Consider the following 24,732-nt stretch of genomic DNA (forward strand, 5'->3'; position numbering starts at 1 on the left):
GATGAGTACTTTAGCAGAAATAGAAGCGCTCTTATTTGTAGCAGGTGAAGATGGGATTCGAGTTCGCCAGTTGGCTGAACTCCTCTCACTTCCACCGACAGGCATCCAACAGAGTTTAGAAAAATTAGCCCAGAAGTATGAAAAAGACCAAGATTCGAGCTTGTCTCTGATTGAGACAGGTGGCGCATACAGATTGGTCACCAAGCCTCAATTTGCAGCGATTTTGAAGGAATACTCCAAGGCACCCATCAACCAAAGTTTGTCTCGGGCTGCTCTTGAAACCTTGTCCATCATTGCCTACAAGCAGCCGATTACCCGAATTGAGATTGATGCTATTCGTGGGGTTAATTCTAGTGGAGCTCTAGCTAAGCTACAAGCTTTTGAATTGATAAGAGAAGATGGAAAGAAAGAAGTGTTGGGCCGCCCCAACCTCTATGTGACTACGGATTATTTCCTAGATTACATGGGGATTAACCATTTGGAAGAACTGCCAGTGATTGATGAGCTTGAGATTCAAGCCCAAGAAAGCCAATTATTTGGTGAAAGGATAGAAGAAGATGAGAATCAATAAGTATATTGCCCACGCAGGTGTGGCCAGTAGGAGAAAAGCAGAAGAGTTGATCAAGCAAGGCTTGGTAACCGTCAACGGCCAAGTGGTGCGTGAACTAGCGACGACCATCAAGTCTGGTGACAAGGTCGAAGTGGAAGGCCAGCCCATCTACAACGAAGAAAAGGTCTACTATTTGCTTAACAAACCACGCGGAGTGATTTCCAGTGTGACAGACGACAAGGGCCGCAAGACTGTTGTAGATCTCTTGCCTAATGTCAAAGAACGTATTTACCCAGTTGGACGTTTGGACTGGGATACATCAGGTGTCTTGATTTTAACCAATGATGGGGACTTTACAGACGAGATGATTCACCCCCGTAATGAGATTGACAAGGTCTATGTCGCGCGTGTTAAAGGTGTGGCTAATAAGGACAATCTCCGCCCCTTGACCCGCGGTCTTGAGATTGATGGCAAGAAAACTAAGCCAGCTGTTTATGAAATTCTCAAAGTGGATCCAGTCAAAAACCGCTCTGTGGTACAGTTGACTATCCATGAAGGGCGTAACCATCAGGTTAAAAAGATGTTTGAAGCCGTCGGTCTTCAAGTTGATAAACTGTCTCGGACACGTTTTGGACACTTAGACTTGACAGGTCTTCGTCCAGGAGAATCCCGTCGCCTTAATAAAAAAGAAATCAGCCAACTACACACTATGGCTGTAACCAAGAAATAATGAAACGCATCTTAATAGCGCCAGTACGCTTTTACCAACGTTTTATCTCACCAGCCTTTCCACCCTCTTGTCGCTTTGAGCCGACTTGTTCCAACTACATGATTCAGGCTATTGAAAAACATGGCTTCAAGGGTGTTCTGATGGGCTTGGCTCGAATTTTCCGATGCCATCCTTGGTCGAAAACAGGTAAGGACCCCGTCCCAGACCACTTTTCCCTCAAACGGAATCAAGAAGAAAAATAACCCAACATCATTTGATGTTGGGTTTTCTTGCTTATTTCAAAGCTTTTTGTGCGTCTTCAATCATAAGTTTAGTTGATTCAAGACCGCCACCACTTAGATACCAGAGGTCTGGTGTTAGTTGGATGATTTTACCATTTTTAGCGGCAGGAGTTTCAGCAATGAGGGCATTTTCTAGGACGCCATCGTTGCTAGAGTTATCTCCACCGATGGCAAGGGTACGGTTGATGGCAAAGAGGATGTCAGGATTGATTTCTTTGACACTTTCAAAGCTGACTTCCTGGCCATGACGAGAGTCTTCAAATTGAGTATCAGTTGGTTTGAATTTCAAGGTTTGGTACAAGAAAGAGAAACGAGATTGGGCACCAAAGGCAGCCATTTTTCCTTCATTTAGGAGGATTGCAAGGGCTTTTTTGTCAGAACTTTCATTTTTAGAAGCGACTTCTTGGATGCTCTTATCTAGGTTAGCTAATTCTTCTTTAGCTTTCTGTGTACCAGTTTCGCCAAAGGCGCTTGCTAGAGATTCGATGTTAGCCTTGGTTGAAGTCCAGTAGTCGTCCTTGCTTGCTTGGAAGAGGACTGTTGGAGCGATTTCTTTGAACTTGTCTACGAATTTTTGGGTACGTGGAGAAGCGATAATCAAATCCGGTTCAAGAGCAGCAATGGCTTCTAGGTCTGGCTCAACCATGGAACCCACATTGTTGACATTTCCTGCAAGATCTTTTAGGTAGGTCGGAACAGTTTTTGTAGGCATTCCGACGATATTCTTTTCAAATCCTAAAGCGCGAATAGTATCCGCAGCACCGAGATCAAAGGTCACAATCTTTTCAGGAACCTTTGAAAGTTTGACCTCATCTAGTGAACTTTTAATGGTTACTTCTGTTTGAGCAGAACTACTTGTCTCTGCTTGCTTCGTAGTTTTAGTTGTACTACATGCACCAAGTAGGAGCAAGAAGCTAGCCGCTAGGGCAGTGAGATAAAGTTTAAGGGATGTTTTCATAATTTCTCCTTTTTAAAATGTGATAACGATGTAGGGGTCTCTTAGATAGACTTGTTAGCTAAGAGACAGAGGGTTCTCTAACATGAGTTCATAATAGCTAGCTATAGATACAGATCTTTTTGCCATTGATATCAGCCAACGTGATGGGAATCTCATAGAGTTGACTGAGCAGGTCAGCCTGCATGATTTGAGCAGTCGTTCCCTTGCAAAAGACTTGACCGTCCTTGAAGGCAACAATTTCATCCGCATACTGGCTGGCCATGTTGATATCGTGGAGGACGATGATAATGGTCTTCCCTAGTTCCTCCACCAGTCGCCGAAGAATCTGCATCATGCTGACGCTTTGCTTGATATCGAGATTGTTAAGCGGTTCGTCTAGCAAGATAAAGTCAGTATCCTGGGCCAGTACCATCGCGATAAAAACACGTTGGAGCTGTCCACCAGACAGACTATCGATATAGCGGTCTTTTAAGTTGGTCAGTTCCAGATAGTCCAGAGTTTCTCGGATTTTTTCCCAGTCTTCCGCCCTCAGTCGACCACGGCTGTAGGGAAAACGTCCAAAGCTGACCAGCTCTTCAACGGTCAATTTGGCTTGGTAATTGATCTTCTGCTTTAGGATAGTCAGCTCTTTGGCTAGTTCTTGCGAATTCCAACTCTCAATTTCACGCCCTTTGATACTGAGGATTCCCTGATCTTTCTTGGTCAGTCTGCTCATGATGGAGAGGAGAGTTGATTTTCCAGCACCATTTGGACCAATGAAGGCTGTCAGTTTATGAGGACTGACTTCAAGCGAAATGTCTTGCAAAATATCCTGTTTTTGAATGGATTTGTCAATATTTTCCAGTTTCACCGACATGCCCTCCTATAAAGTAAGATAAAGAATAAGAAGCCACCCACACTCTCGATAATCATGCTGATGCGAATTTCCAGTGCAAAGACTCGTTCAATGAGGGCTTGCCCCAAGGTTAAACTGATAAATCCAATCAGAATGACTACGATAAAGAGCAATTTGTGTCGATAATCTTTGACAATCAGGTAAGTGAGATTGGCCAGCATAAAGCCGAAGAAGGCCATAGGTCCTACCAAGGCAGTTGCCGTTGAGGTCAAAAGTACGATGCCCCAGAGGAGTTCTCTCTGTTCTTTTTCAACATCGAGTCCCAGTATCTGAGCTGTTTCTCTTTGCAGGTGTAAGACATCCAGAATGACTGCTTTTCGAAAGAAAAAGATTGTCAAAGCGAGGATGATTAGAGAACCGATGGCTAGGATGGAAGTGTTGAGATGCTGAAAGGAGGCAAAGAGACTGTTCTGCAGTTTATCGTATTCATTTGGATCCATCAGGACTTGGAGGAAGGTACTGATATTTCGAAAGAGACTTCCGAGTGCTAGACAGATTAGCAGAATGAAGACCAGATCTTGTTTCATCAGTGTCTTCAAGTAACCCTGTAAGGCGAGAAAGAAGAGGGATTGAAGCAGAAGCAAGATTAGAAATTCTAAGACAGGCGACTTCCCAAGCTGTAGAAATTTGCTTTCAAATATCAGTAGCAGGGTCTGTAGCAAGACATAGAAGGATTCGATTCCTAAAATACTTGGCGTTAGAAAGCGATTTTCCGTCAGAGTTTGAAAACTAATAGTCGAAATTCCTGTCGCGATGGCTACCAAGAGATAAACGATGATTTTTTGGGAACGTAGCTTCCAGGCAAAGGCAGATAGGTGGCTAATGGGCCAAAAGTAGAGGAGACAAGCTCCGATGGCCAGAATAATGAGAAGGTAGAAGAGCTTGGTGTGTTTGCTTTTAGACTGCATTTTTTCGTCCTCCTCTCCATAGAAGTAGGATAAAGACGAGGCTACCGATGATTCCTAGTAGGAGACTGACAGACAGCTCATAGGGCCGAATCAAGACTCGAGAGAGGATATCGCAGGCCAGAACCAGATTGGCACCGACCAGAGCGACCATGAGTTTGGTTTGGCTCAGATTATCTCCATAGCGCTTGCGGACAAGATTGGGGACGATAACCCCGAGAAAAGGCAAGGCACCCACGGTAATCATGGTGACACTTGTCGTTAGCGCCACTAGAAAGAGGGCCAGCTTTTCAAGTAGGGAGTAGGAAATCCCCAAACTCTCACTGGTTTCCTTGCCCAGATTCATGATGGTGAAGGTTTGGGATAATTTCCAAACGGCTATCAAGATGATGAGGCCTAAGAAGAGCCACTCATACTGATGGGTCTGAATCATGGAGAAGGAGCCTTGGGTCCAAGCCGTCATACTCTGAACCAGATTGAAACGATAGGCGATAACTTCTGTGATAGAACCGATAATCCCACTATAGATGATCCCAATTAAGGGCAACATCCACCTTTCCTTTACAGTAAAAATGGTCATAAAGGCTAGGAAGAAGAGAGTGAATACAATCGATGAAACAAAAGCAAAGAGCATCTTTTGGGTCAGACTCGCAGACGGAAAGACAAAGAGGCTCAACACCATTCCCAGTTTGGCGGCTTCAGTCGTTCCGACTGTACTCGGAGCAGCAAACTGATTTTGGGTAATGGTCTGCATGAGGAGCCCTGCCATGCTCATACTAGAGGCTGCAAGGAGAATGCTGATGGTTCTTGGAAGACGCGACTCTTGAAAGAGAAGCCAAGTCTGTTGATCAAAAGCAAAGAATTTTTCCCAAGAAAAATCACTGGTTCCAATGGTAATGGAGAGAAAGACTAGGAGTAGAAGTAAGCCAGTTAAATAATGAGAAAGTTTCATACCCAGTCCTTTCGTGTAGATTTGGTACCGAAAGATACCTGCGGATATAAATGTAACACGATTTTTTTAATCTGTCAATAAATTTTCTGACAATTTAATGTAAAAAGAAAGAAAAATTCCTGAAATAACATCTGACCCTCTCTTTTATTGGAAAACTGGGTAAAAACCAATCTACCTTCCCACTATCCTTCTCCTATAAAAAGTGGTAAAATGGAGGACAGAAAGAAGGAACTGATATGACAACATTATTTTCAAAAATCAAAGAAGTAACAGAGCTTGCTGCGATCTCAGGTCATGAAGCACCTGTCCGGGCTTATCTTCGTGAAAAGTTGACACCGCATGTGGATGAAGTAGTGACAGATGGCTTGGGTGGTATTTTCGGGATTAAACATTCAGAAGCTACGGATGCACCACGTGTCTTAGTCGCTTCTCACATGGACGAAGTTGGTTTTATGGTCAGCGAAATCAAGCCAGATGGAACCTTCCGTGTTGTTGAAATCGGTGGCTGGAATCCTATGGTGGTCAGCAGCCAACGCTTTAAACTCTTTACTCGTGACGGTCGTGAAATTCCAGTGATCTCAGGTTCTGTCCCTCCACATTTGACACGTGGAAAGGGTGGACCAACCATGCCAGCCATTGCCGATATCGTTTTTGATGGTGGGTTTGCGGATAAGGCTGAGGCAGAAAGTTTTGGCATCCGTCCTGGTGACACCATTGTCCCAGATAGTTCTGCTATCTTGACAGCCAATGAAAAAAATATCATCTCAAAAGCTTGGGATAACCGCTATGGTGTCCTCATGGTAAGCGAGCTTGCAGAAGCTTTGTCAGGCCAAAAGCTCGGAAATGAACTCTATCTTGGTGCCAATGTCCAAGAAGAGGTTGGTCTCCGTGGCGCTCATACCTCTACAACTAAGTTTGACCCAGAAGTTTTCCTAGCCGTTGACTGTTCACCTGCTGGTGATGTTTATGGTGGCCAAGGCAAGATTGGGGACGGAACCTTGATTCGCTTCTACGATCCAGGTCACTTGCTCCTCCCAGGTATGAAGGATTTCCTTTTGACAACGGCTGAAGAAGCTGGCATCAAGTACCAATACTACTGTGGTAAAGGCGGAACAGACGCTGGAGCAGCTCATCTGAAAAATGGTGGTGTCCCATCAACAACTATCGGTGTCTGCGCTCGTTATATCCACTCTCACCAAACCCTCTACGCTATGGATGACTTCCTAGAAGCTCAAGCCTTCTTGCAAGCCTTGGTGAAAAAATTGGATCGTTCAACGGTTGATTTGATTAAAAATTATTAAGCATAAGGGAGTGTCGGGATGGCAGAACCAAACCTAGAAAGCCTTATAAAAGATCTCTATAACCATGCTCGTCAGGGTTTGAGTGAAGATTTAGTTGCTGCTCTCCTAGAGACTGCTAAAAAACTACCAACTACAAATGAGCAATTACTAGCAGTCCGACTCTCAGGACTGGTCACCCGTGAATTGCTCATCAATCCCAAACACCCAGCACCTGAGTTGATCAACTTGGCGCGCTTTATCAAAAGAGAAGAAGCCAAGTATAGGGGCACTGCAGTTTCTGCTATCATGTTTGGTGAACTCTTTAAAATGCTTTGATTCCATTGTGGATCAAAGCATTTTTTATATGCTAGAAAAGAAATTCTTGATGAGGAGACGAAAAAAGCCATCCCATTCAGGATAGCTTTTAGGTTATTAGATTTGTTCAGCGATGACCTTTTCAGCAAGGTTCATGGCGTGGTCAGATACACGAGTGTAATGGGAAATAATGTCGATAAAGTTGACCCCAGCTTGTGTTGAACACTCGCCCTTGTTGAGGCGTTTGATATGGGTCTTTCTGAGAATGCGTTCCATATTGTTGATTTCTTTATGGCGTTCAATCAGACTTTGAGCTTTTTCAATATCATTGTTTTCCACACTATCAAGGGCATCCTTGATAAAGTCAGTAGTTTTTTGATAGATATCCGCCAATTCCTCCAAAGCAGCACCAGAGAATTGAACATTCTTACGTTGGAGGTAGTCTGTTAGGTTGAGCAAGCCTTCTGCATGGTCCCCAATCCGTTCCAAATCACGAGATGAATCCAGAATGTTGGTCAAGACTTCGCTTTCCTTTTGACTCAAGGATTCGCTTGAGAGTCTGATGAGGTAACGAGTGAGTTTTTCATCGATGGTGTTGATGGCTTCCTCCGTCTTGTGCCCTTTTTCAGCTACCTTTTCATCCAAACCGATGATATAGCTATAAGAAAGGTCAAAAGCTTTGGCTGCATAGTTCCCCAAGTGCAAGAGTTCTTTTTTGGCATTTCCTAGAGCGATAGAAGGAGATTGCTGGATAAGCTGTTCGTCGAGATAAAGAGGCTCGTACTTGACAACCTCGTCTTCACCAGGGATGAGCTTGGTTACAAAGTAGGCCAAGGCTCCGATGAATGGAAATTGTACAATGGTGTTACTTACGTTAAAGGCTCCGTGAGAGAAGGCGATTGTCATCTCAGGTGAGAGGTGAAGGAGTGCCTGGAAGTACTCAATCATCGAAGTGAAGGGGCCTAATAAAATTAAGCAAAGAATAGTCCCTAGAACGTTAAAGGTAACGTGGGTTGCAGCAACCCGTTTTGCAGATATGTTTGCTCCAGCAGCTGCTAGGATAACAGTTAAGGTTGTCCCGATATTATCTCCAAAGAGAACTGGTAGCGAACCTTTAAGGTCAAGGAAACCACCTGCATAGAGGCCTTGTAGAATCCCGATTGTAGCCGAGGAAGCCTGGATGAGGACAGTAATCACCGCACCAGCAAAAACTCCCAACACAGGATTTTGTCCTAAAGTTACCATATATTCCTTGAATTGTGGTAAATCTTTAAGCGGACTCATACCGGCACTGATGAGGTTGAGAGCGTAGAAGATTCCCCCCACACCAAACAGGATGCGCCCGATATTGTTTGCTGTTCTGTTTTTTGTAAAGAAGAGGAACATGGTTCCAAGGAAAATCAAGGGTAAAGCATACTCGCCCAGTTTGAAACCGATGATAAAGGAAGTAACGGTGGTTCCGATGTTGGCTCCCATGATAATTCCGATAGCCTGTCTAAGAGTGAGAAGACTAGCGCTGACCAGCCCAACCGTGATAACTGTAACCCCTGTACTTGACTGAATCAGGGCAGTCACGACAATCCCGACTAGAACACCTAAAAAGGGGTTGCTAGTGTACTTGTCAATATAAAAACGAAGGCGATCTCCAGCAGCTTGTTGTAAACCGTCTCCCATGGTCTTAATACTGTATAAAAACAGTCCTAGACCTCCTAAAAAGTGAAATAAAATTTCCTGCCAATTAATGGACATTTCTTTTTCCTCCGAAAAATAATAACGGAATTTCTCCTATTCTATTTTAAAGGATAAAAGTAAATCTCACAAGTGTTTAGCTGAAATTTTCATAAGAAAGAAGAACTTTATTTTAAAATGAGAGATAGATTCCCTTTGAGATAGATGATTTATAGGATTGTGTCCAAATTTTACTGATTATTATCCTAGTTATAGTTTTTATGTTAAATAGATTGACATCGCTTTCATATAGGATAAAATGAAGATGATCCTGTTCTGGTGGTGTGCACTGAGAACAGTTACTTTTTATCAAAAAAGTGAAGCGCTTACTTTATATTTTATTAGGAGGATAAGATGAAAAATCTATTTTTTGAAAAACGTTGCCGTTACAGTATTCGTAAGCTGTCAATCGGGGCCTGTTCCTTGATGATTGGCTCAGCTCTATTTGCGAGCCCAGCTCTTGCCGAACAAGTCGCAGCCCCTGAAACAGCTGCAAATACGAGCGCCCAAGCTACAAGCGCTAGTGAAACAGCTAATCCAGATACTGCAGCCCTTGAAAAACAATTAGAGGAAACAGAGAACAAAGTAGCTGAGCAACCAATTTCAGAAAACACTCCAGCAATAGCTGATTTGGTCAATGAAAAAGAAGAGGCAAAACCCGCTCTGACAGATAAAGCTGAAAAAACTGCTCAACAAACTGATAAAGAAGAAGTTAAACCAGAGGAGGTTCCTCAAGTAGCTGAGAAGAAAGCCGACAAACCGACTCTAGCAGACGTTCCTAAAAATGAAGAAAAGAGTCTCCGACCAAAAGAAATAAAATTTGATACTTGGGAAGATTTGTTAAAATGGGAACCGGGTGCGCGTGAGGATGATTCCATCAACCGTTCCTCAGTTGAACTCGCCAAGCGCCATAGAGGCCAGTTGGTTAATGAAAAAGCAAGCAGAAGAGCCAAGGTTCAAGCTCTAGCAAATACCAACTCGAAAGCTAAAGACCACGCTTCTGTCGGTGGTGAGGAATTCAAGGCCTATGCTTTTGACTACTGGCAATACTTGGATTCAATGGTCTTCTGGGAAGGTCTAGTTCCAACTACAGATGTCATTGATGCCGGGCACCGCAACGGAGTTCCCGTTTATGGAACCCTCTTTTTCAACTGGTCAAATAGCATTGCCGACCAAGAGAAATTTGCCGCTGCCTTGAAACAAGATGCAGATGGCACCTTCCCTATCGCACGGAAACTTGTTGATCTCGCTAAGTACTATGGCTTTGATGGCTATTTCATCAACCAAGAAACAACGGGGGAATTGGTAGCACCTCTTGGTGAAAAAATGCGCCAATTCATGCTTTATACAAAAGAATACGCAGCTAAGGTCAACCATCCAATCAAGTATGCTTGGTACGATGCCATGACCTACAAATATGGCCGTTACCACGAGGATGGTCTTGGTGATTACAACTACCAGTTCATGCAAAAAGAAGGAGACAAGGTTCCTGCGGATCAATTCTTTGCTAACTTCAACTGGAATAAGGAAAAGAATGACCACTCCGTAGAGATGGCTAAATGGCTAGAACGTAGCCAATATGATGTCTTTGCAGGCTTAGAATTGCAACAAGGTGGTTCTTATAAGACCAAAGTCAAATGGGATGCCCTCTTAGATGAAAAAGGCAAGTTGCGTTTGTCACTTGGACTCTTTGCACCAGATACGATTACCAGTCTAGGAAAAACAGGGGAAGATTACCACAAAAACGAAGACATCTTCTTCACAGGTTACCAAGGAGATCCAACGGCTCAAAAACCAGCGGATAAAGAATGGTATGGAATTGCCAATTTAGTTGCTGATCGTACACCAGCAGTAGGACGCACCTTCACGACCTCCTTTAATACAGGTCATGGTAGAAAGTGGTTTGTAGATGGCAAAGTTTCTAAGGATTCTGAATGGAACTACCGTTCGGTTTCAGGTGTCTTGCCAACTTGGCGCTGGTGGCAGACTTCAACGGGGGAAAAACTTCGTGCAGAATACGACTTTACAGATGCCTACAATGGCGGTAATTCTCTTAAATTCTCAGGTGATGTTGCTGGTAAGACGGACCAGGATGTGAATTTGTATTCTACCAAATTAGAAGTAACTGAGAAAACCAAACTTCGTGTTGCCCACAAGGGAGGAAAAGGCTCTAAAGTTTATATGGCCTTCTCTACGACTCCAGACTACAAATTTGAGGATGCAGCTGCATGGAAAGAACTGACTCTCTCTGATGACTGGAAGAATGAAGAATTTGACCTTAGCTCACTAGCAGGTAAAACCATCTATGCAGTCAAACTCTTCTTCGAGCATGAAGGAGCTGTAAAAGATTATCAGTTCAACCTAGGTCAATTAACAATTTCAGACAATTACCAAGCACCACAAGCCCCGACCGGACTCTCAGTGGTGAAACAATCTCTCAAGAATGCCCAAGAAGCTGAAGCGGTGGTTCAATTTTCGGGTAACCAAGATGCGGATTTCTATGAAGTCTACGAAAAAGACGGGGATAACTGGCGTTTGTTGACAGGTTCATCTGCTTCAACCATCTACTTGCCAAAAGTTAGCCGTTCTGCTAATGCGACTGGTAGGACTCAAGAATTGAAAGTCGTTGCAGTTGGTAAAAATGGCCTCCGTTCAGAAGCTGCGACTGCGTCATTCAACTGGGGCATGACTGTTCAGGATACAACTCTCCCAAGACCTTTGGCTGAAAATATTGTTCCAGGGGCAACGGTTATTGGTAGTACTTTCCCGAATACTGAAGGCGGTGAAGGTATCGAAGGCATGTTGAACGGTACGATTACAAGTCTATCAGACAAGTGGTCTTCAGGACAATTGAGCGGTAGTGTCGATATTCGTTTGACTCAACCACGTCGTGTTGTCAGATGGGTAATGGATCATGCGGGAGCTGGTGGTGAGTCTGTTAACGATGGTCTGATGAATACCAAGGACTTTGATCTTTATTACAAGGATACAGATGGCGAGTGGAAACTAGCCAAGGAAGTCCGTGGAAATAAAGCGCACGTGACGGATATCACTCTTGATAAACCAATCACTGCCCAAGACTGGCGTTTGCATGTCATTACATCTGATAACGGAACACCTTGGAAAGCCATTCGTATCTACAACTGGAAGATGTACGAAACCTTGGACACAGAAAGTCAAAATATTCCAATGGCTAAGGTAGCTGCTCGTTCACTTGGAAACCACCAAGTTCAACTAGGCTTCTCTGATGTTCCAGCAGGCGCAACCATCACCGTTTACGACAAGGCAGATTCACAAACACCAATTGCAACCTTGAAGACTGAAACTGTTGGCGACTTGGCAACAGCGCCATTGGGCTTTGACAAGCAACCAACTCTCCTCTACTATCGTACCCAACTACCTGGCAAAGAAATCAGTAACACCTTGGCAGTAGCGATTCCACAGGATGAGAGGAAAATTGCTGCAGTTAGCCTTGAAAAAGGGCCTAAGAAGACAGTTTATAAAGAGGGAGAAAAACTGGACCTCAGAGGCGGAACACTACGTGTTCAATACGAAGGGGGACAAGCCGACGAGTTGATTAACCTTACTCACTCAGGTGTGACGGTATCTGGATACGACGCTCATCAAAAAGGGGAACAGAAGCTCACAGTTAGCTACCTTGGACTTCCAGTTACTAGTGACTTAAAAGTACAAGTGACAGGTCAAGATGAAGGGAAGCCGAAAGAAGTAGCAGGTTTGTACATTACTCAGAAACCGAAAACAGACTATCTAGTAGGAGAGCAACTGGATCTTGCAGAAGGTCGCTTCGGCGTTCTCTATGATGATGAGACAGAAGAAAGTCATGCTTTCACGGACCAAGGTGTTGAAATTACGGGCTACGATGCTCAAAAGACTGGTCGTCAGACCTTGACCTTGCATTACAAGGGACATACAGCCGAGTTTGATGTCTTGGTTTCTCCAAAAGCGGCTGTCAACGATGAGTACCTCAAACAAGAAATCACTGCTGCCCAAGGCCGTCAGTCAACCCTTGCCTACACCTTCTCAAGCGAGGACAAACAAGCAGCACTAGTAGAGAAGCTCAATGCAGCGAAAGCTGTAGCAGAAAACCACAATGCTAGCCAAGAAGAAGTCAACCGGGCTTTGAATGAGTTGAAACAAGCAGGGACAGACTTGGATGGAAATCAACGTTACCAAACTGCTAGAGAAGAATTGGAAGGCTTGCTCGAATCCCTTCGTGAAAAAGATTCTCAAGCTGAGTTGATTGCCCAAGCAGAAGCTTTGTTGGCTTCAGAGATGCCAACTCCACAAGCTTTTGCGGAAATGAAAGAAAAGTTGAATAAGAAACTAGTTCCTGCAGAAGAAAGCCATCATGTTGGAAGTATGGATCCAAATGAAGTGGCTCCAACGGTTGAAGCTCTCCCTGAACTAGTTGTTGAAACTGAAACAACAGCCTTTGAACGTCAGGAGCGACCAAACGCCGAACTTCTCAAAGGTCAACGCCGTGTTGTACAAGCAGGAGTTGAAGGTCAAGTTCGTCGTTTTGTAGAAGTAGATAGCCAAGGCAAACGCACTCTTCATTCGACAGAGGTTGCCAAGGAAGCAATCCCAGAAATCACCGAAGTAGGAACAAAAGTTCTATCAAGCAACCAGCCAGCTGAAGGAGTAAAAGACCTAGTTTTAGAAATTCCGAAACTAGAAGTTGAAGAGGGGACAGTTTCCTTCGAACATCAGGAACGACCAAACGCCGAGCTTCTCAAAGGACAAGGCCAGCTAGTTCAAGCAGGTGTTGAAGGTCAAGTTCGTCGCTTTGTAGAAGTCGATGCTCAGGGCAAACGCACCCTTCGTTCAACTGAGGTTCTCAAGGAAGCTCTTCCAGAAATTGTTGAAGTAGGAACGAAAGAAGATCAAGTCTCACAAACAAGGGATCAAGCGCTTTCAGCAGCACCAGCAAAAGTTGAAGAAACAAGCAGAGAGCTTCCAAATACGGGAGCGACAAGAGATGCTAGTCTAGTAGCGCTGGGACTCCTCGGAGTAATGAGCGGTTATGGCTTGCTTGCTAGAAAGAAGAAAGAAGACTAATCGGATTTACGAATCTTGGATTTTCTCATGAAAATAAAAAACAAGGTTTGACTGTAGATTAGTCAGGCCTTGTTTTTAGTTTTGAAATTGAAGAGTAAATTTGAAGCTAGATTTTTGTTATTCAATTCCTTGGATAAATTTTTGGAAACGATAAGTGTCGAAATAAATATTGGATGCAACTAATTTATCAAATTCATTGAATTTCAGAAATTCTGCGACATCCAGTTCTAGTTCTTTTCCTTGAGGAGAATGTAGACGGTAGCGATTTAAAGCTGAGACTGTTCGACTATCAACAAGTAATTGCTTCACTTCAAGATGCTGGCTCAAAGCATAGAATTGGCCTGCGCCTTGCAAATAAACATCACGTCCTTGTCGAATTTCTATACTATCGCACATGCCATAATCAAAGTTTTCAGCTACGAAACCTTCCCAGCCTCCCTCATTTACTGCCGTAAAATAGCTTTCTGCAAGTGTTTTTGTATCCATTTGGAACCTCCTGTAAAATAATTGGGCTATGATGAATATCACGAAATATTTTGCCCACTTAAGAGTATACAAAAGGAAATATGACTACAGGTTGTCATATTGCTGAAGATTTTTTTTGAGAGTACTGACCAGTAGATTTTGTAAGTGACTTGGAGATACGACCTTTACTTGATAACCAAAGCTTAAGAGTAAATCAAAAAATGCAGGAGTTAAAGCTCTGAATGCCTGAACTTTTATTATTTCGTCCTCGACTCTGATTTCTTCTTCCGTGAAGTGATCGTAGATTTTTGGAAGTGCAAATCTTGTAAAAACTAGTTCGATTTCTTCTCTTTGCCCCTCCACTTTATGTTTTGGGGGATTTAAAAAAAGCTCTAACTTTTCTTGAGATAAACGTGGATAATCGAATGATTTATCTTTTATCTCCACTGGTTCTAGTTCTCGAATTCGAGTTAATTTAAAAATACGAAAATCTAATTTTTCTAAGCAGTAACCGATAACATACCAAGTATTCAGTTTATAGATCAATCTGTATGGGATAATTGTTCGCTGACTTTTCTCTTGTTTTTTCGAATAGTAAGAAAAAGAAATCATCTGTTCAGTTTGTATTGCTTCCTCAATTTCTAGTAAAAAATTTGTATTAAGAGTCCAGGAACTGAGATCAAAGTAAAAAGGACTGTTTGCTCTTGTAATTTCTTGAGAAGACAGCTTGTGCTCGATACTGTCAAGACTTGAATGACCAACGATTTTACTAACATTTTGGCTCATATTAATGATAAACTGTCTCTCTTCCTCAGTGAAAAAGTTTCTGTCTATCTTATAGTCGCTTGGTATATAGAAACCTCCCTTATCTCCACGTTCCGAATAGTTTGGGATCCCCGCTAAACTGAGTGTATCCATGTCTCTATATACAGTTCGAGTAGATATTTCAAACCTCTCTGCAATCTCTTTAGCTGTTATTCTCTTCTTATTTAAAAGAGACAGTAAAATATAGATTAGTCTTTCTAATTTCATGGTAGCAANTCCCCTTCTTTTAATTTCAAATAGCACAAACTGAAGAAACTATTTTAGTTATATTGTATAACAAGAAACCTAGCAATTCAAAAAGAAGGACTGTAGAGTTTAGAATATTAAGGATTAAAATCTTAGAAAAAGGATAGTATAGAAGTAATTAGGCAGATTAATCAATAAATTTGCCTAAATTATTCCAACCGAATTATGTGAAGATTACTATTTCCCGCACTGCAATCCTAGGTTTTTAGGTTAATAGATAGAAGAATGAACAAGAAAAGTTTAGGGTTTTTCTATCTCTTTTACTGATTTTGTGATATAATTAACACGTATAAAAAAAGAAGGAGTCATATCTAATGGCAAAATTGACTGTTAAAGACGTTGACTTGAAAGGGAAAAAAGTTCTCGTTCGTGTTGACTTCAACGTACCTGTTAAAGATGGCGTGATTACCAATGACAACCGTATCACTGCAGCTCTTCCAACTATCAAGTACATCCTTGAACAAGGTGGACGTGCAATCCTCTTCTCTCACCTTGGACGTGTAAAAGAAGAAGCAGACAAAGAAGGTAAATCACTTGCTCCTGTAGCTGCTGACTTGGCTGCTAAATTGGGACAAGAAGTTAAATTTATCCCAGGTGTTACACGTGGTGCTGAATTGGAAGCCGCTGTTAACGCTCTTGAAGATGGACAAGTTCTCTTGGTTGAAAACACTCGTTTCGAAGATGTTGACGGCAAGAAAGAATCTAAAAATGATCCTGAACTTGGTAAATACTGGGCATCTCTTGGAGATGGCATCTTCGTAAACGATGCATTCGGTACAGCTCACCGTGCACACGCATCTAACGTTGGTATCTCAGCAAACGTTGAAAAAGCTGTTGCTGGTTTCCTTCTTGAAAACGAAATTGCCTACATCCAAGAAGCAGTTGAAGCTCCAGAACGCCCATTCGTAGCCATCCTTGGTGGTTCAAAAGTTTCAGACAAGATCGGTGTTATCGAAAACTTGCTTGAAAAAGCTGATAAAGTTCTTATCGGTGGTGGGATGACTTACACATTCTACAAAGCTCAAGGTATCGAAATCGGTAACTCACTTGTAGAAGAAGACAAATTGGATGTTGCGAAAGCTCTTCTTGAAAAAGCAAACGGCAAATTGATCTTGCCAGTTGACTCAAAAGAAGCAAACGCATTTGCTGACTACACTGAAGTGAAAGATACTGAAGGTGAAGCAGTTGATCCTGGATTCCTTGGTTTGGATATCGGTCCAAAATCTATCGCTAAATTCGATCAAGAATTGACTGGTGCGAAGACAGTTGTATGGAACGGACCAATGGGTGTATTTGAAAACCCAGACTTCCAAGCTGGTACAATCGGTGTGATGGACGCTATCGTGAAACAACCAGGCGTGAAATCAATCATCGGTGGTGGTGACTCAGCTGCCGCAGCGATTAACCTTGGCCGTGCAGACAAGTTCTCATGGATCTCTACTGGTGGTGGAGCATCAATGGAACTCCTCGAAGGTAAGGTTCTTCCAGGACTTGCAGCCTTGACTGAAAAATAAGATTTTATAAATGAATCAAAGAAGAGAGGGATGAGAGTTCCTCTTTTCTTTTACTTGAAATGAAAACGCTTCCTCTCAACTATTACTCATAAAATCACCCAAATTATGTTAAAATGGTAGTAGAAAGTTGAGATTATGAGTTATTTTAAAAAATATAAATTTGATAAGTCACAGTTCAAACTTGGTATGCGGACTTTTAAAACGGGAATTGCCGTTTTTCTAGTTCTTTTGATTTTTGGTTTTTTTGGCTGGAAAGGTCTTCAAATCGGTGCTCTGACAGCAGTTTTTAGTCTGAGGGAGAGTTTTGATAAGAGCGTCCATTTTGGAACTTCACGTATTCTAGGAAATAGTATCGGTGGCTTCTACGCCCTTATCTTTTTTCTCTTAAATACCTTATTTCATGGAGCCTTTTGGGTGACCTTGGTGGTTGTTCCAATCTGCACTATGTTAACCATTATGACAAATGTGGCCATGAATAATAAATCGGGGGTTATTGGTGGTGTAGCAGCTATGTTGATCATTACCCTATCAATACCGAGCGGTGAAACAATTTTGTACGTGTTTGCGCGTGTATCGGAAACTTTCATGGGAGTTTTTGTCGCAATTCTCGTAAATTATGATATTGATCGTATTCATCTCTTTTTAGAGAAAAAAGAAAAATAATGTTACATTTTATGACATTATCAATTGACGTTTGTCTTTTTTTAGACTATAATAGACAGAAAGAAGGAAATTGTAAATGAAGGAAAGAGAATTTCGCCGAAATATGGCTGTTTTTCCTATCGGCAGTGTTATGAAATTGACCGATTTATCGGCGCGTCAGATTCGTTATTATGAAGATCAAGAGTTGATCAAACCTGATCGAAACGAAGGGAACCGTCGCATGTATTCGTTGAATGACATGGATCGTCTGCTTGAAATCAAAGATTATATCTCTGAAGGTCATAATATTGCTGCGATTAAGAAAAAATATGCTGAACGTGAGGCGAAGTCCAAGAAAGCCGTGAGTCAGACGGAAGTGCGTCGTGCACTTCACAATGAACTCCTCCAGCAGGGGCGCTTTGCTTCAGTACGGTCACCCTTTGGTCGCGGTTAGGCAATCGCAAGTAGTCATATATTAAGGAGAAAACCCATGCCAATCACAGCTGCAGATATTCGTCGTGAAGTCAAGGAAAAAAATGTTACCTTTATCCGTCTCATGTTTTCAGATATTCTGGGAACCATGAAAAACGTCGAAATTCCTGCTACAGATGAACAGTTAGATAAGGTCTTGTCAAACAAAGCTATGTTTGATGGCTCTTCTATTGAAGGTTTTGTACGTATCAACGAATCGGATATGTACTTGTATCCAGACTTGGACACATGGACAGTCTTCCCTTGGGGAGATGAAAATGGAAGTGTTGCAGGTTTGATCTGTGATGTCTATACAACAGAAGGCGAACCCTTTGCAGGTGACCCTCGTGGTAATCTGAAGCGTGCACTTCGTCATATGGAAGAAGTAGGATTCAAATCCTTCAACCTTGGTCCAGAACCAGAATTTTTCCTATTTAAGCTCGATGAAAATGGCGATCCAACTCTTGAGGTAAATGACAAGGGTGGCTACTTTGATTTGGCACCTACTGACCTTGCAGACAATACACGTCGTGAAATCGTGAATGTCTTGACCAAAATGGGATTTGAAGTAGAAGCAAGTCACCACGAGGTTGCGGTTGGACAACACGAGATTGACTTCAAGTATGATGAAGTCCTCCGTGCCTGTGACAAGATTCAAATCTTTAAACTTGTTGTTAAAACCATTGCTCGCAAACATGGTCTTTACGCAACCTTTATGGCGAAACCAAAATTTGGTATCGCTGGATCAGGTATGCACTGTAATATGTCCTTGTTTGATGCAGAAGGAAATAATGCCTTCTTTGATCCAAATGATCCAAAAGGAATGCAGTTGTCTGAAACAGCCTACCATTTCCTTGGTGGTTTGATCAAGCATGCTTATAACTATACTGCTATCATGAACCCAACAGTTAACTCATACAAACGTTTGGTTCCAGGTTATGAAGCACCTGTTTACATTGCTTGGGCTGGTCGTAACCGTTCGCCACTTGTGCGCGTGCCTGCTTCACGCGGTATGGGAACTCGTCTTGAGTTGCGTTCAGTGGACCCAATGGCAAACCCATACATCGCTATGGCTGTTCTTTTGGAAGTTGGTTTGCATGGTATTGAAAACAAAATCGAAGCACCAGCTCCTATCGAAGAGAATATCTACATCATGACAGCAGAAGAGCGTAAGGAAGCTGGAATCACTGATCTTCCATCAACTCTTCACAACGCTTTGAAAGCTTTGACTGAGGATGAAGTGGTCAAGGCAGCCCTAGGTGAACACATTTACACTAGCTTCCTTGAAGCCAAACGTATTGAGTGGGCTAGCTATGCGACCTTCGTTTCACAATGGGAAGTTGATAATTATTTAGATCTTTACTAATATAGAAGAAAGATTGCCTTAGGGTGATCTTTTTTTTGCATTTTATATCGAACTGTGATATAGTTTATATAACGAGGTGCGATATATCGAATTAAATAGGAGGTGTGATTAAATGGAATTAACAGATAAAATCAGGCGTGTTTACCTTCCAATGACGGAAACAGGTTTTTATATCTTGTTTTGTCTACAGAAGGAGAACCATGGATATGGTATCACACAAAAGGTCAAGGAGATGACAGATTCGCAAGTTTCGATTAGTCCTGGAACTATGTATGGTACCTTGTCAAAGATGGAAAAGGATGGTTTGATTTCCTTTGTCCGCGAAGAGGAAAAGCGGAAAATCTATCAGATAACAGATTTGGGACGAAAGGTTTTGGAGATTGAATTGAAACGTATTGAGCGGCTCTACAGAAACAGTCGGGAGGAAGGTTGATGGAAAAGAAAATTGTTTACCGAATTTTTACCATTGCGGATTATGATAGAGAGGCTTTATATCTTAGAAAAATGCATGCTAAGGGCTGGAAACTTAGGAAAGTAAGCTATTCTATCTTATTGTTTGCAGTTAAGTATACCTTTGAAAAGTGTCACCCTGAGCAAGTGTCTTATCAGTTGGATTTTTATCCCATGAAAAAATCAGAGAGAGCTTCCTATTTACAACTGTTTAAAGATTGTGGATGGGAGCATATTACAGACTTTAATGGTTTTTCCTACTTTAGAAAGGTTCTTTCTAACATTGAGTCGGATGCAGAGTTTGAAATTTATAATGATGCGACCGGGAAGTTAGCTATGATCAAGCGGATTTTAATAATGCGAATGTTCCCTATTTTGCTTCTATTTTCAGCTCTGCTATTGGTTTTCTCAAAGTTACTCACTGGAAAAGGTTATTTCAGTTGGGAAGTATTTTTGATTTTCATAATAGATTGGGTTTTATTGATCGTTTTTGCGATTCAGATTTCTTATATTTTTTGGAGATTGTTTCAAAAGTGGAAAGAATTATCTGATAAATGAAGCAATACCTGTTTTCTAATCTGGAGGTAAGACAATGAATAGCAAAGTACAATTTAGGATTTTCACCATTGTTGATTTGGACAAGGAGGAAGAATATTTACATGAGATGCACTTGAAAGGTTGGAGATATAGAACTAACCGTTTTGGTTTTTTCTATTTTGAACAATGCCAACCTGACGATGTCATCTACCATATCTATGATTCTAGATTTCTTAAAAAGTATAAGCATGAACTACAAGATTTTAGAAATAGCGGTTGGGAATTGATAGAAACAGGTTTTTGTTCAATTCTTCGTAAACCAACTTCTGATATACTTTCAGAGGAGAAAGTCTATATGAGTAATGGTCTCAGATGGGAAGTTATGCGGTCTAGACTTCGTTCCTGTATAGCCACTTTTTCAGGTGGTCTTGTTGTTTGCATGAGTTTGTATCGAGAAAATTTGTCTCGGTCTTTCTTTATTATTTTCTTGTTATACGCTTGTTTAATTTCTTATCTGATCTATGGATATTACAGACTTAAAAGGAAATACCAAGCAGATGAGAAGTAAGATTCTAGGTCTTTAGACTGATTTTTAGCACTCTTGACAAAAGAGTGCTAATTTTTTAAGTTTTTGTCTTGACATTCTCTTCTAAGGGTGTATAATAGAATCATGAGTTAGCACTTGGGTGTATCGAGTGCTAATTGATCAGACAGAGAGGAGTGATGAGATGGTTACAGAGCGTCAGCAGGATATTTTAAATCTGATTATTGACATCTTTACCAAAACGCACGAACCTGTCGGATCCAAAGCATTGCAAGAGTCTATTAACTCTAGCAGTGCTACCATTCGTAATGATATGGCGGCTCTAGAAAAGCAAGGTTTGCTTGAGAAGGCTCATACTTCAAGTGGTCGAATGCCAAGTGTTGCTGGTTTTCAGTACTATGTGAAACACTCACTTGATTTTGATCGACTGGCCGAAAATGAGGTTTATGAGATTGTCAAAGCCTTTGATCAGGAATTCTTCAAATTGGAGGATATCCTGCAAGAAGCTGCTAATCTACTGACAGACCTGAGTGGCTGTACGGTAGTAGCACTGGATGTTGAGCCCAGTAGGCAACGGTTGACAGCCTTTGATATCGTTGTTTTGGGGCAACATACGGCCTTGGCAGTATTTACCCTAGACGAGTCGCGAACGGTTACCAGTCAGTTTCTGATTCCAAGGAACTTCTTGCAGGAAGATTTGCTGAAACTGAAGAGCATCATTCGGGAGCGTTTCCTCGGACACACTGTTCTAGATATTCACTACAAGATTCGGACGGAGATTCCGCAGATTATCCAGCGTTACTTTACAACAACGGACAATGTCCTGGATCTCTTTGAACACATTTTTAAAGAAATGTTCAACGAAAATATTGTGGTGGCAGGCAAGGTCAATCTCTTGAATTTTGCCAATCTAGCGGCCTATCAGTTCTTTGACCAACCAGAGAAAGTGGCTCTGGAGATTCGTGAAGGTCTGCATGAAGATCAGATGCAAAATGTCCGTGTTGCAGACAGTCAAGAGTCTTGTCTAGCTGACTTGGCGGTGATTAGCAGTAAGTTCCTCATTCCTTATCGAGGTTTTGGAATTCTAGCGATTATCGGTCCGGTCAATCTGGATTACCAGCAATTGGTCAACCAAGTCAATGTGGTCAATCGTATTTTGACCATGAAGTTGACAGATTTTTATCGCTATCTCAGCAGTAATCATTACGAAGTAAATTAAAATTGTAATTATTAAAGGAGGCGAAAATGGCCCAAGATAAAAAAATCGAAGAAATGAAAGAAGAGGAAGTTGTGGAAACAACTGAAGAAACAACTCCTGAGAAGTCTGAGTTGGACTTGGCAAATGAACGTGCGGATGAGTTCGAAAACAAATACCTTCGCGCTCATGCAGAAATGCAGAATATTCAACGTCGTGCGAATGAAGAGCGTCAAAACTTGCAACGTTATCGTAGCCAGGACTTAGCAAAAGCAATCTTACCATCACTCGACAACCTAGAACGTGCACTTGCCGTTGAAGGGTTAACAGATGATGTGAAGAAGGGCTTGGAAATGGTCCAAGAAAGTTTGGTACATGCCTTAAAAGAAGAAGGGATCGAAGAAATCGCAGCTGACGGCGAATTTGACCATAACTATCACATGGCCATCCAAACTCTCCCAGCAGACGATGAACACCCAGCAGATACCATCGCACAAGTCTTCCAAAAAGGCTACAAACTCCATGACCGCATCCTACGCCCAGCAATGGTAGTGGTTTATAACTAAGATACAAAGCCTGTAAAAAGCTCACAGTAAAAATAGGAGATTGACGAAGTGTTCGATGAACACAAGAAAATCTATCTTTTTTACCCAGAACTTAGGGCGTGTTCGATTAGGCAATTCTGACGGTTACAACATACATAATAGAAAACTTGTCCGAAACGACAATAAACTATGAAAGAAAGATAGAAAGCAAGCCGGAGGCTTGTAAGGAAGATATTTCCCACCGTGGTGAAAGTTTCAGTAGCTTTTGCTACTGAAACAGGGGATTTTTGAGACAATAGGCTCAAAAATAAGTGATGAAATCCCGAAGGGAGTTGCTCACGTCCCCACCACTTAAGGGGGATATCAAAAAATCAAAATTCGAATTAAAATTTAAGGAGAAAAACACATGTCTAAAATTATCGGTATTGACTTAGGTACAACAAACTCAGCAGTTGCAGTTCTTGAAGGAACTGAAAGCAAAATCATCGCAAACCCAGAAGGAAACCGTACAACTCCATCTGTAGTATCATTCAAAAACGGTGAAATCATTGTTGGTGATGCTGCAAAACGTCAAGCAGTCACAAACCCAGATACAGTTATCTCTATCAAATCTAAGATGGGAACTTCTGAAAAAGTTTCTGCAAATGGAAAAGAATATACTCCACAAGAAATCTCAGCTATGATCCTTCAATACTTGAAAGGTTATGCGGAAGATTACCTTGGTGAAAAAGTAACCAAAGCTGTTATCACAGTTCCTGCTTACTTCAACGATGCACAACGTCAAGCTACAAAAGACGCTGGTAAAATCGCTGGTCTTGAAGTAGAACGTATTGTCAACGAACCAACTGCAGCAGCTCTTGCTTATGGTTTGGACAAGACTGACAAAGAAGAAAAAATCTTGGTATTTGACCTTGGTGGTGGTACATTCGACGTATCTATCCTTGAATTGGGTGACGGTGTCTTCGACGTATTGGCGACTGCAGGGGATAACAAACTCGGTGGTGACGACTTTGACCAAAAAATCATCGATCACATGATTGCAGAATTCAAGAAAGAAAATGGTATTGACTTATCAACAGACAAGATGGCTCTTCAACGTTTGAAAGATGCGGCTGAAAAAGCTAAGAAAGACCTTTCAGGTGTAACTTCAACTCAAATCAGCTTGCCATTTATCACTGCTGGTGAATCTGGACCTCTTCACTTAGAAATGACCTTGACTCGTGCGAAATTTGACGATTTGACTCGTGATCTTGTAGAGCGTACAAAAGTTCCAGTTCGTCAAGCCCTTTCAGATGCAGGTTTGAGCTTGTCAGATATCGACGAAGTTATCCTTGTTGGTGGTTCAACTCGTATCCCAGCCGTTGTAGAAGCTGTGAAAGCTGAAACTGGTAAAGAACCAAACAAATCAGTAAACCCTGATGAAGTAGTTGCCATGGGTGCTGCTATCCAAGGTGGTGTGATCACTGGTGATGTTAAAGACGTTGTCCTTCTTGACGTAACACCATTGTCACTTGGTATCGAAACAATGGGTGGTGTCTTCACAAAACTTATCGACCGCAACACTACAATCCCAACATCTAAATCACAAGTCTTCTCAACTGCAGCAGACAACCAACCAGCTGTTGATATCCACGTTCTTCAAGGTGAACGCCCAATGGCAGCTGATAACAAGACTCTTGGACGCTTCCAATTGACTGATATCCCAGCCGCACCTCGTGGAATTCCTCAAATCGAAGTAACATTTGACATCGACAAGAACGGTATCGTGTCTGTTAAGGCCAAAGATCTTGGAACTCAAAAAGAACAAACAATTGTTATCCAATCAAACTCAGGTTTGACAGACGAAGAAATCGATCGCATGATGAAAGATGCTGAAGCTAACGCTGAAGCAGATAAGAAACGTAAAGAAGAAGTAGACCTTCGTAACGAAGTAGACCAAGCAATCTTTGCGACTGAAAAGACAATCAAGGAAACTGAAGGAAAAGGCTTTGATGCAGAACGTGATGCTGCCCAAGCTGCCCTTGATGAACTTAAGAAAGCCCAAGAAGATAACAACTTGGACGAAATGAAAGCAAAACTCGAAGCATTGAACGAAAAAGCTCAAGGACTTGCTGTTAAACTCTACGAACAAGCCGCAGCAGCGCAACAAGCTCAAGCAGGAGCAGAAGGCGCACAAGCAACAGGAAACGCAGGCGATGACGTCGTAGACGGAGAGTTTACTGAAAAATAAGATGCAAAGCCCATTAAAACCTCACAGTG

23 protein-coding genes are annotated in these 24,732 nt (G+C 42.0%); 16 read left to right on the forward strand and 7 right to left on the reverse strand.

Features of this window, described 5'->3' with window-relative positions; all coding sequences use genetic code 11:
* Position 1: 1 nt before the first annotated feature.
* From scpB to yidD, 3 genes are read left to right on the forward strand one after another with little or no spacing between them, the layout of a single operon-like run.
* Positions 2-571 carry an SMC-Scp complex subunit ScpB gene (scpB, locus tag D8847_RS05705; protein ID WP_000105285.1) on the forward strand — a complete coding sequence of 190 codons (570 nt, stop codon included), beginning with the start codon at positions 2-4 and terminating at the stop codon, positions 569-571.
* Entirely contained in the window at positions 558-1,280 is a 723-nt protein-coding gene (locus tag D8847_RS05710) for a pseudouridine synthase (RefSeq protein ID WP_001222228.1), read from the forward strand. Before scpB ends, D8847_RS05710 begins: the two co-directional genes overlap by 14 nt.
* Positions 1,280-1,522 carry a membrane protein insertion efficiency factor YidD gene (yidD, locus tag D8847_RS05715; RefSeq protein ID WP_125840925.1) on the forward strand — a complete coding sequence of 81 codons (243 nt, stop codon included), beginning with the start codon at positions 1,280-1,282 and terminating at the stop codon, positions 1,520-1,522. Before D8847_RS05710 ends, yidD begins: the two co-directional genes overlap by 1 nt.
* A 31-nt stretch (positions 1,523-1,553) precedes the next feature.
* Here the strand turns inward: yidD and D8847_RS05720 are convergent, their stop codons facing one another.
* The 4 genes from D8847_RS05720 to D8847_RS05735 form a co-directional block, all read right to left on the reverse strand.
* Positions 1,554-2,519 carry a siderophore ABC transporter substrate-binding protein gene (locus D8847_RS05720; protein ID WP_125840926.1) on the reverse strand — a complete coding sequence of 322 codons (966 nt, stop codon included), beginning with the start codon at positions 2,517-2,519 and terminating at the stop codon, positions 1,554-1,556.
* Between the two features lie 97 nt (positions 2,520-2,616).
* The gene (locus D8847_RS05725) at positions 2,617-3,369 is read right to left on the reverse strand and encodes an ABC transporter ATP-binding protein (protein ID WP_125840927.1); all 753 of its coding nucleotides are present in this window, start codon (positions 3,367-3,369) and stop codon (positions 2,617-2,619) included.
* Positions 3,366-4,322, reverse strand: coding sequence for an iron chelate uptake ABC transporter family permease subunit (locus D8847_RS05730; protein ID WP_125840928.1), 957 nt, complete (start codon positions 4,320-4,322; stop codon positions 3,366-3,368). The genes D8847_RS05725 and D8847_RS05730 overlap by 4 nt, the downstream gene beginning before the upstream one ends.
* Positions 4,312-5,271, reverse strand: a complete 960-nt coding sequence (locus D8847_RS05735; protein WP_125840929.1) for an ABC transporter permease — start codon at positions 5,269-5,271, stop codon at positions 4,312-4,314. The genes D8847_RS05730 and D8847_RS05735 overlap by 11 nt, the downstream gene beginning before the upstream one ends.
* A 236-nt stretch (positions 5,272-5,507) precedes the next feature.
* On the opposite strand from D8847_RS05735, the gene pepA reads away from it, so the two are divergent.
* Positions 5,508-6,572: a glutamyl aminopeptidase gene (pepA, locus tag D8847_RS05740; RefSeq protein ID WP_125840930.1), complete on the forward strand. Its 1,065-nt coding sequence runs from the start codon at positions 5,508-5,510 to the stop codon at positions 6,570-6,572.
* An 18-nt stretch (positions 6,573-6,590) separates the two neighbouring features.
* On the forward strand, positions 6,591-6,887 hold the full coding sequence (locus tag D8847_RS05745; protein WP_033583388.1) for an enterocin immunity protein: 297 nt from the start codon (positions 6,591-6,593) through the stop codon (positions 6,885-6,887).
* A 96-nt stretch (positions 6,888-6,983) separates the two neighbouring features.
* Here the strand turns inward: D8847_RS05745 and D8847_RS05750 are convergent, their stop codons facing one another.
* Positions 6,984-8,615, reverse strand: coding sequence for a Na/Pi cotransporter family protein (locus tag D8847_RS05750; protein WP_125840931.1), 1,632 nt, complete (start codon positions 8,613-8,615; stop codon positions 6,984-6,986).
* 333 nt (positions 8,616-8,948) lie between these two features.
* Here D8847_RS05750 and D8847_RS05755 point away from each other — a divergent pair, with 333 nt between their 5' ends.
* On the forward strand, positions 8,949-13,673 hold the full coding sequence (locus D8847_RS05755; protein WP_125840932.1) for an endo-beta-N-acetylglucosaminidase: 4,725 nt from the start codon (positions 8,949-8,951) through the stop codon (positions 13,671-13,673).
* A gap of 117 nt (positions 13,674-13,790) precedes the next feature.
* Here D8847_RS05755 and D8847_RS05760 read toward each other — a convergent pair whose 3' ends face one another.
* Both D8847_RS05760 and D8847_RS05765 read right to left on the reverse strand, forming a co-directional pair.
* Positions 13,791-14,159, reverse strand: a complete 369-nt coding sequence (locus D8847_RS05760) for a nuclear transport factor 2 family protein (RefSeq protein ID WP_125840933.1) — start codon at positions 14,157-14,159, stop codon at positions 13,791-13,793.
* An 84-nt stretch (positions 14,160-14,243) separates the two neighbouring features.
* Positions 14,244-15,170 carry a helix-turn-helix transcriptional regulator gene (locus tag D8847_RS05765; protein WP_125840934.1) on the reverse strand — a complete coding sequence of 309 codons (927 nt, stop codon included), beginning with the start codon at positions 15,168-15,170 and terminating at the stop codon, positions 14,244-14,246.
* A 353-nt stretch (positions 15,171-15,523) separates the two neighbouring features.
* Here D8847_RS05765 and D8847_RS05770 point away from each other — a divergent pair, with 353 nt between their 5' ends.
* From D8847_RS05770 to dnaK, 10 genes are all read left to right on the forward strand, one after another.
* Positions 15,524-16,723: a phosphoglycerate kinase gene (locus tag D8847_RS05770; protein WP_001096771.1), complete on the forward strand. Its 1,200-nt coding sequence runs from the start codon at positions 15,524-15,526 to the stop codon at positions 16,721-16,723.
* Positions 16,724-16,858: 135 nt separating this feature from the next.
* On the forward strand, positions 16,859-17,386 hold the full coding sequence (locus tag D8847_RS05775; protein WP_007519247.1) for an FUSC family protein: 528 nt from the start codon (positions 16,859-16,861) through the stop codon (positions 17,384-17,386).
* 76 nt (positions 17,387-17,462) lie between these two features.
* Positions 17,463-17,819, forward strand: a complete 357-nt coding sequence (gene glnR / locus D8847_RS05780) for a transcriptional repressor GlnR (RefSeq protein ID WP_000664333.1) — start codon at positions 17,463-17,465, stop codon at positions 17,817-17,819.
* Between the two features lie 36 nt (positions 17,820-17,855).
* Entirely contained in the window at positions 17,856-19,202 is a 1,347-nt protein-coding gene (gene glnA / locus D8847_RS05785) for a type I glutamate--ammonia ligase (protein WP_001122885.1), read from the forward strand.
* Between the two features lie 112 nt (positions 19,203-19,314).
* Positions 19,315-19,635, forward strand: a complete 321-nt coding sequence (locus D8847_RS05790) for a PadR family transcriptional regulator (protein WP_000423981.1) — start codon at positions 19,315-19,317, stop codon at positions 19,633-19,635.
* The gene (locus D8847_RS05795) at positions 19,635-20,210 is read left to right on the forward strand and encodes a DUF2812 domain-containing protein (protein WP_000412257.1); all 576 of its coding nucleotides are present in this window, start codon (positions 19,635-19,637) and stop codon (positions 20,208-20,210) included. The genes D8847_RS05790 and D8847_RS05795 overlap by 1 nt, the downstream gene beginning before the upstream one ends.
* A 34-nt stretch (positions 20,211-20,244) precedes the next feature.
* A complete protein-coding gene (locus tag D8847_RS05800) occupies positions 20,245-20,757 on the forward strand; it encodes a DUF2812 domain-containing protein (RefSeq protein WP_001086359.1) in 513 nt (170 codons plus the stop codon).
* Between the two features lie 160 nt (positions 20,758-20,917).
* Positions 20,918-21,952 (forward strand): heat-inducible transcriptional repressor HrcA, encoded by a 1,035-nt coding sequence (hrcA, locus tag D8847_RS05805; RefSeq protein ID WP_125840935.1) that lies wholly within the window; start codon positions 20,918-20,920, stop codon positions 21,950-21,952.
* A 26-nt stretch (positions 21,953-21,978) separates the two neighbouring features.
* Positions 21,979-22,494, forward strand: a complete 516-nt coding sequence (gene grpE / locus D8847_RS05810) for a nucleotide exchange factor GrpE (RefSeq protein WP_125840936.1) — start codon at positions 21,979-21,981, stop codon at positions 22,492-22,494.
* A gap of 385 nt (positions 22,495-22,879) precedes the next feature.
* Entirely contained in the window at positions 22,880-24,703 is a 1,824-nt protein-coding gene (dnaK, locus tag D8847_RS05815) for a molecular chaperone DnaK (RefSeq protein ID WP_033605565.1), read from the forward strand.
* Positions 24,704-24,732 lie beyond the last annotated feature (29 nt).

Origin of the sequence: Streptococcus mitis (genome assembly GCF_003942795.1) — a bacterium.
Lineage (GTDB): Bacteria > Bacillota > Bacilli > Lactobacillales > Streptococcaceae > Streptococcus > Streptococcus mitis_BJ.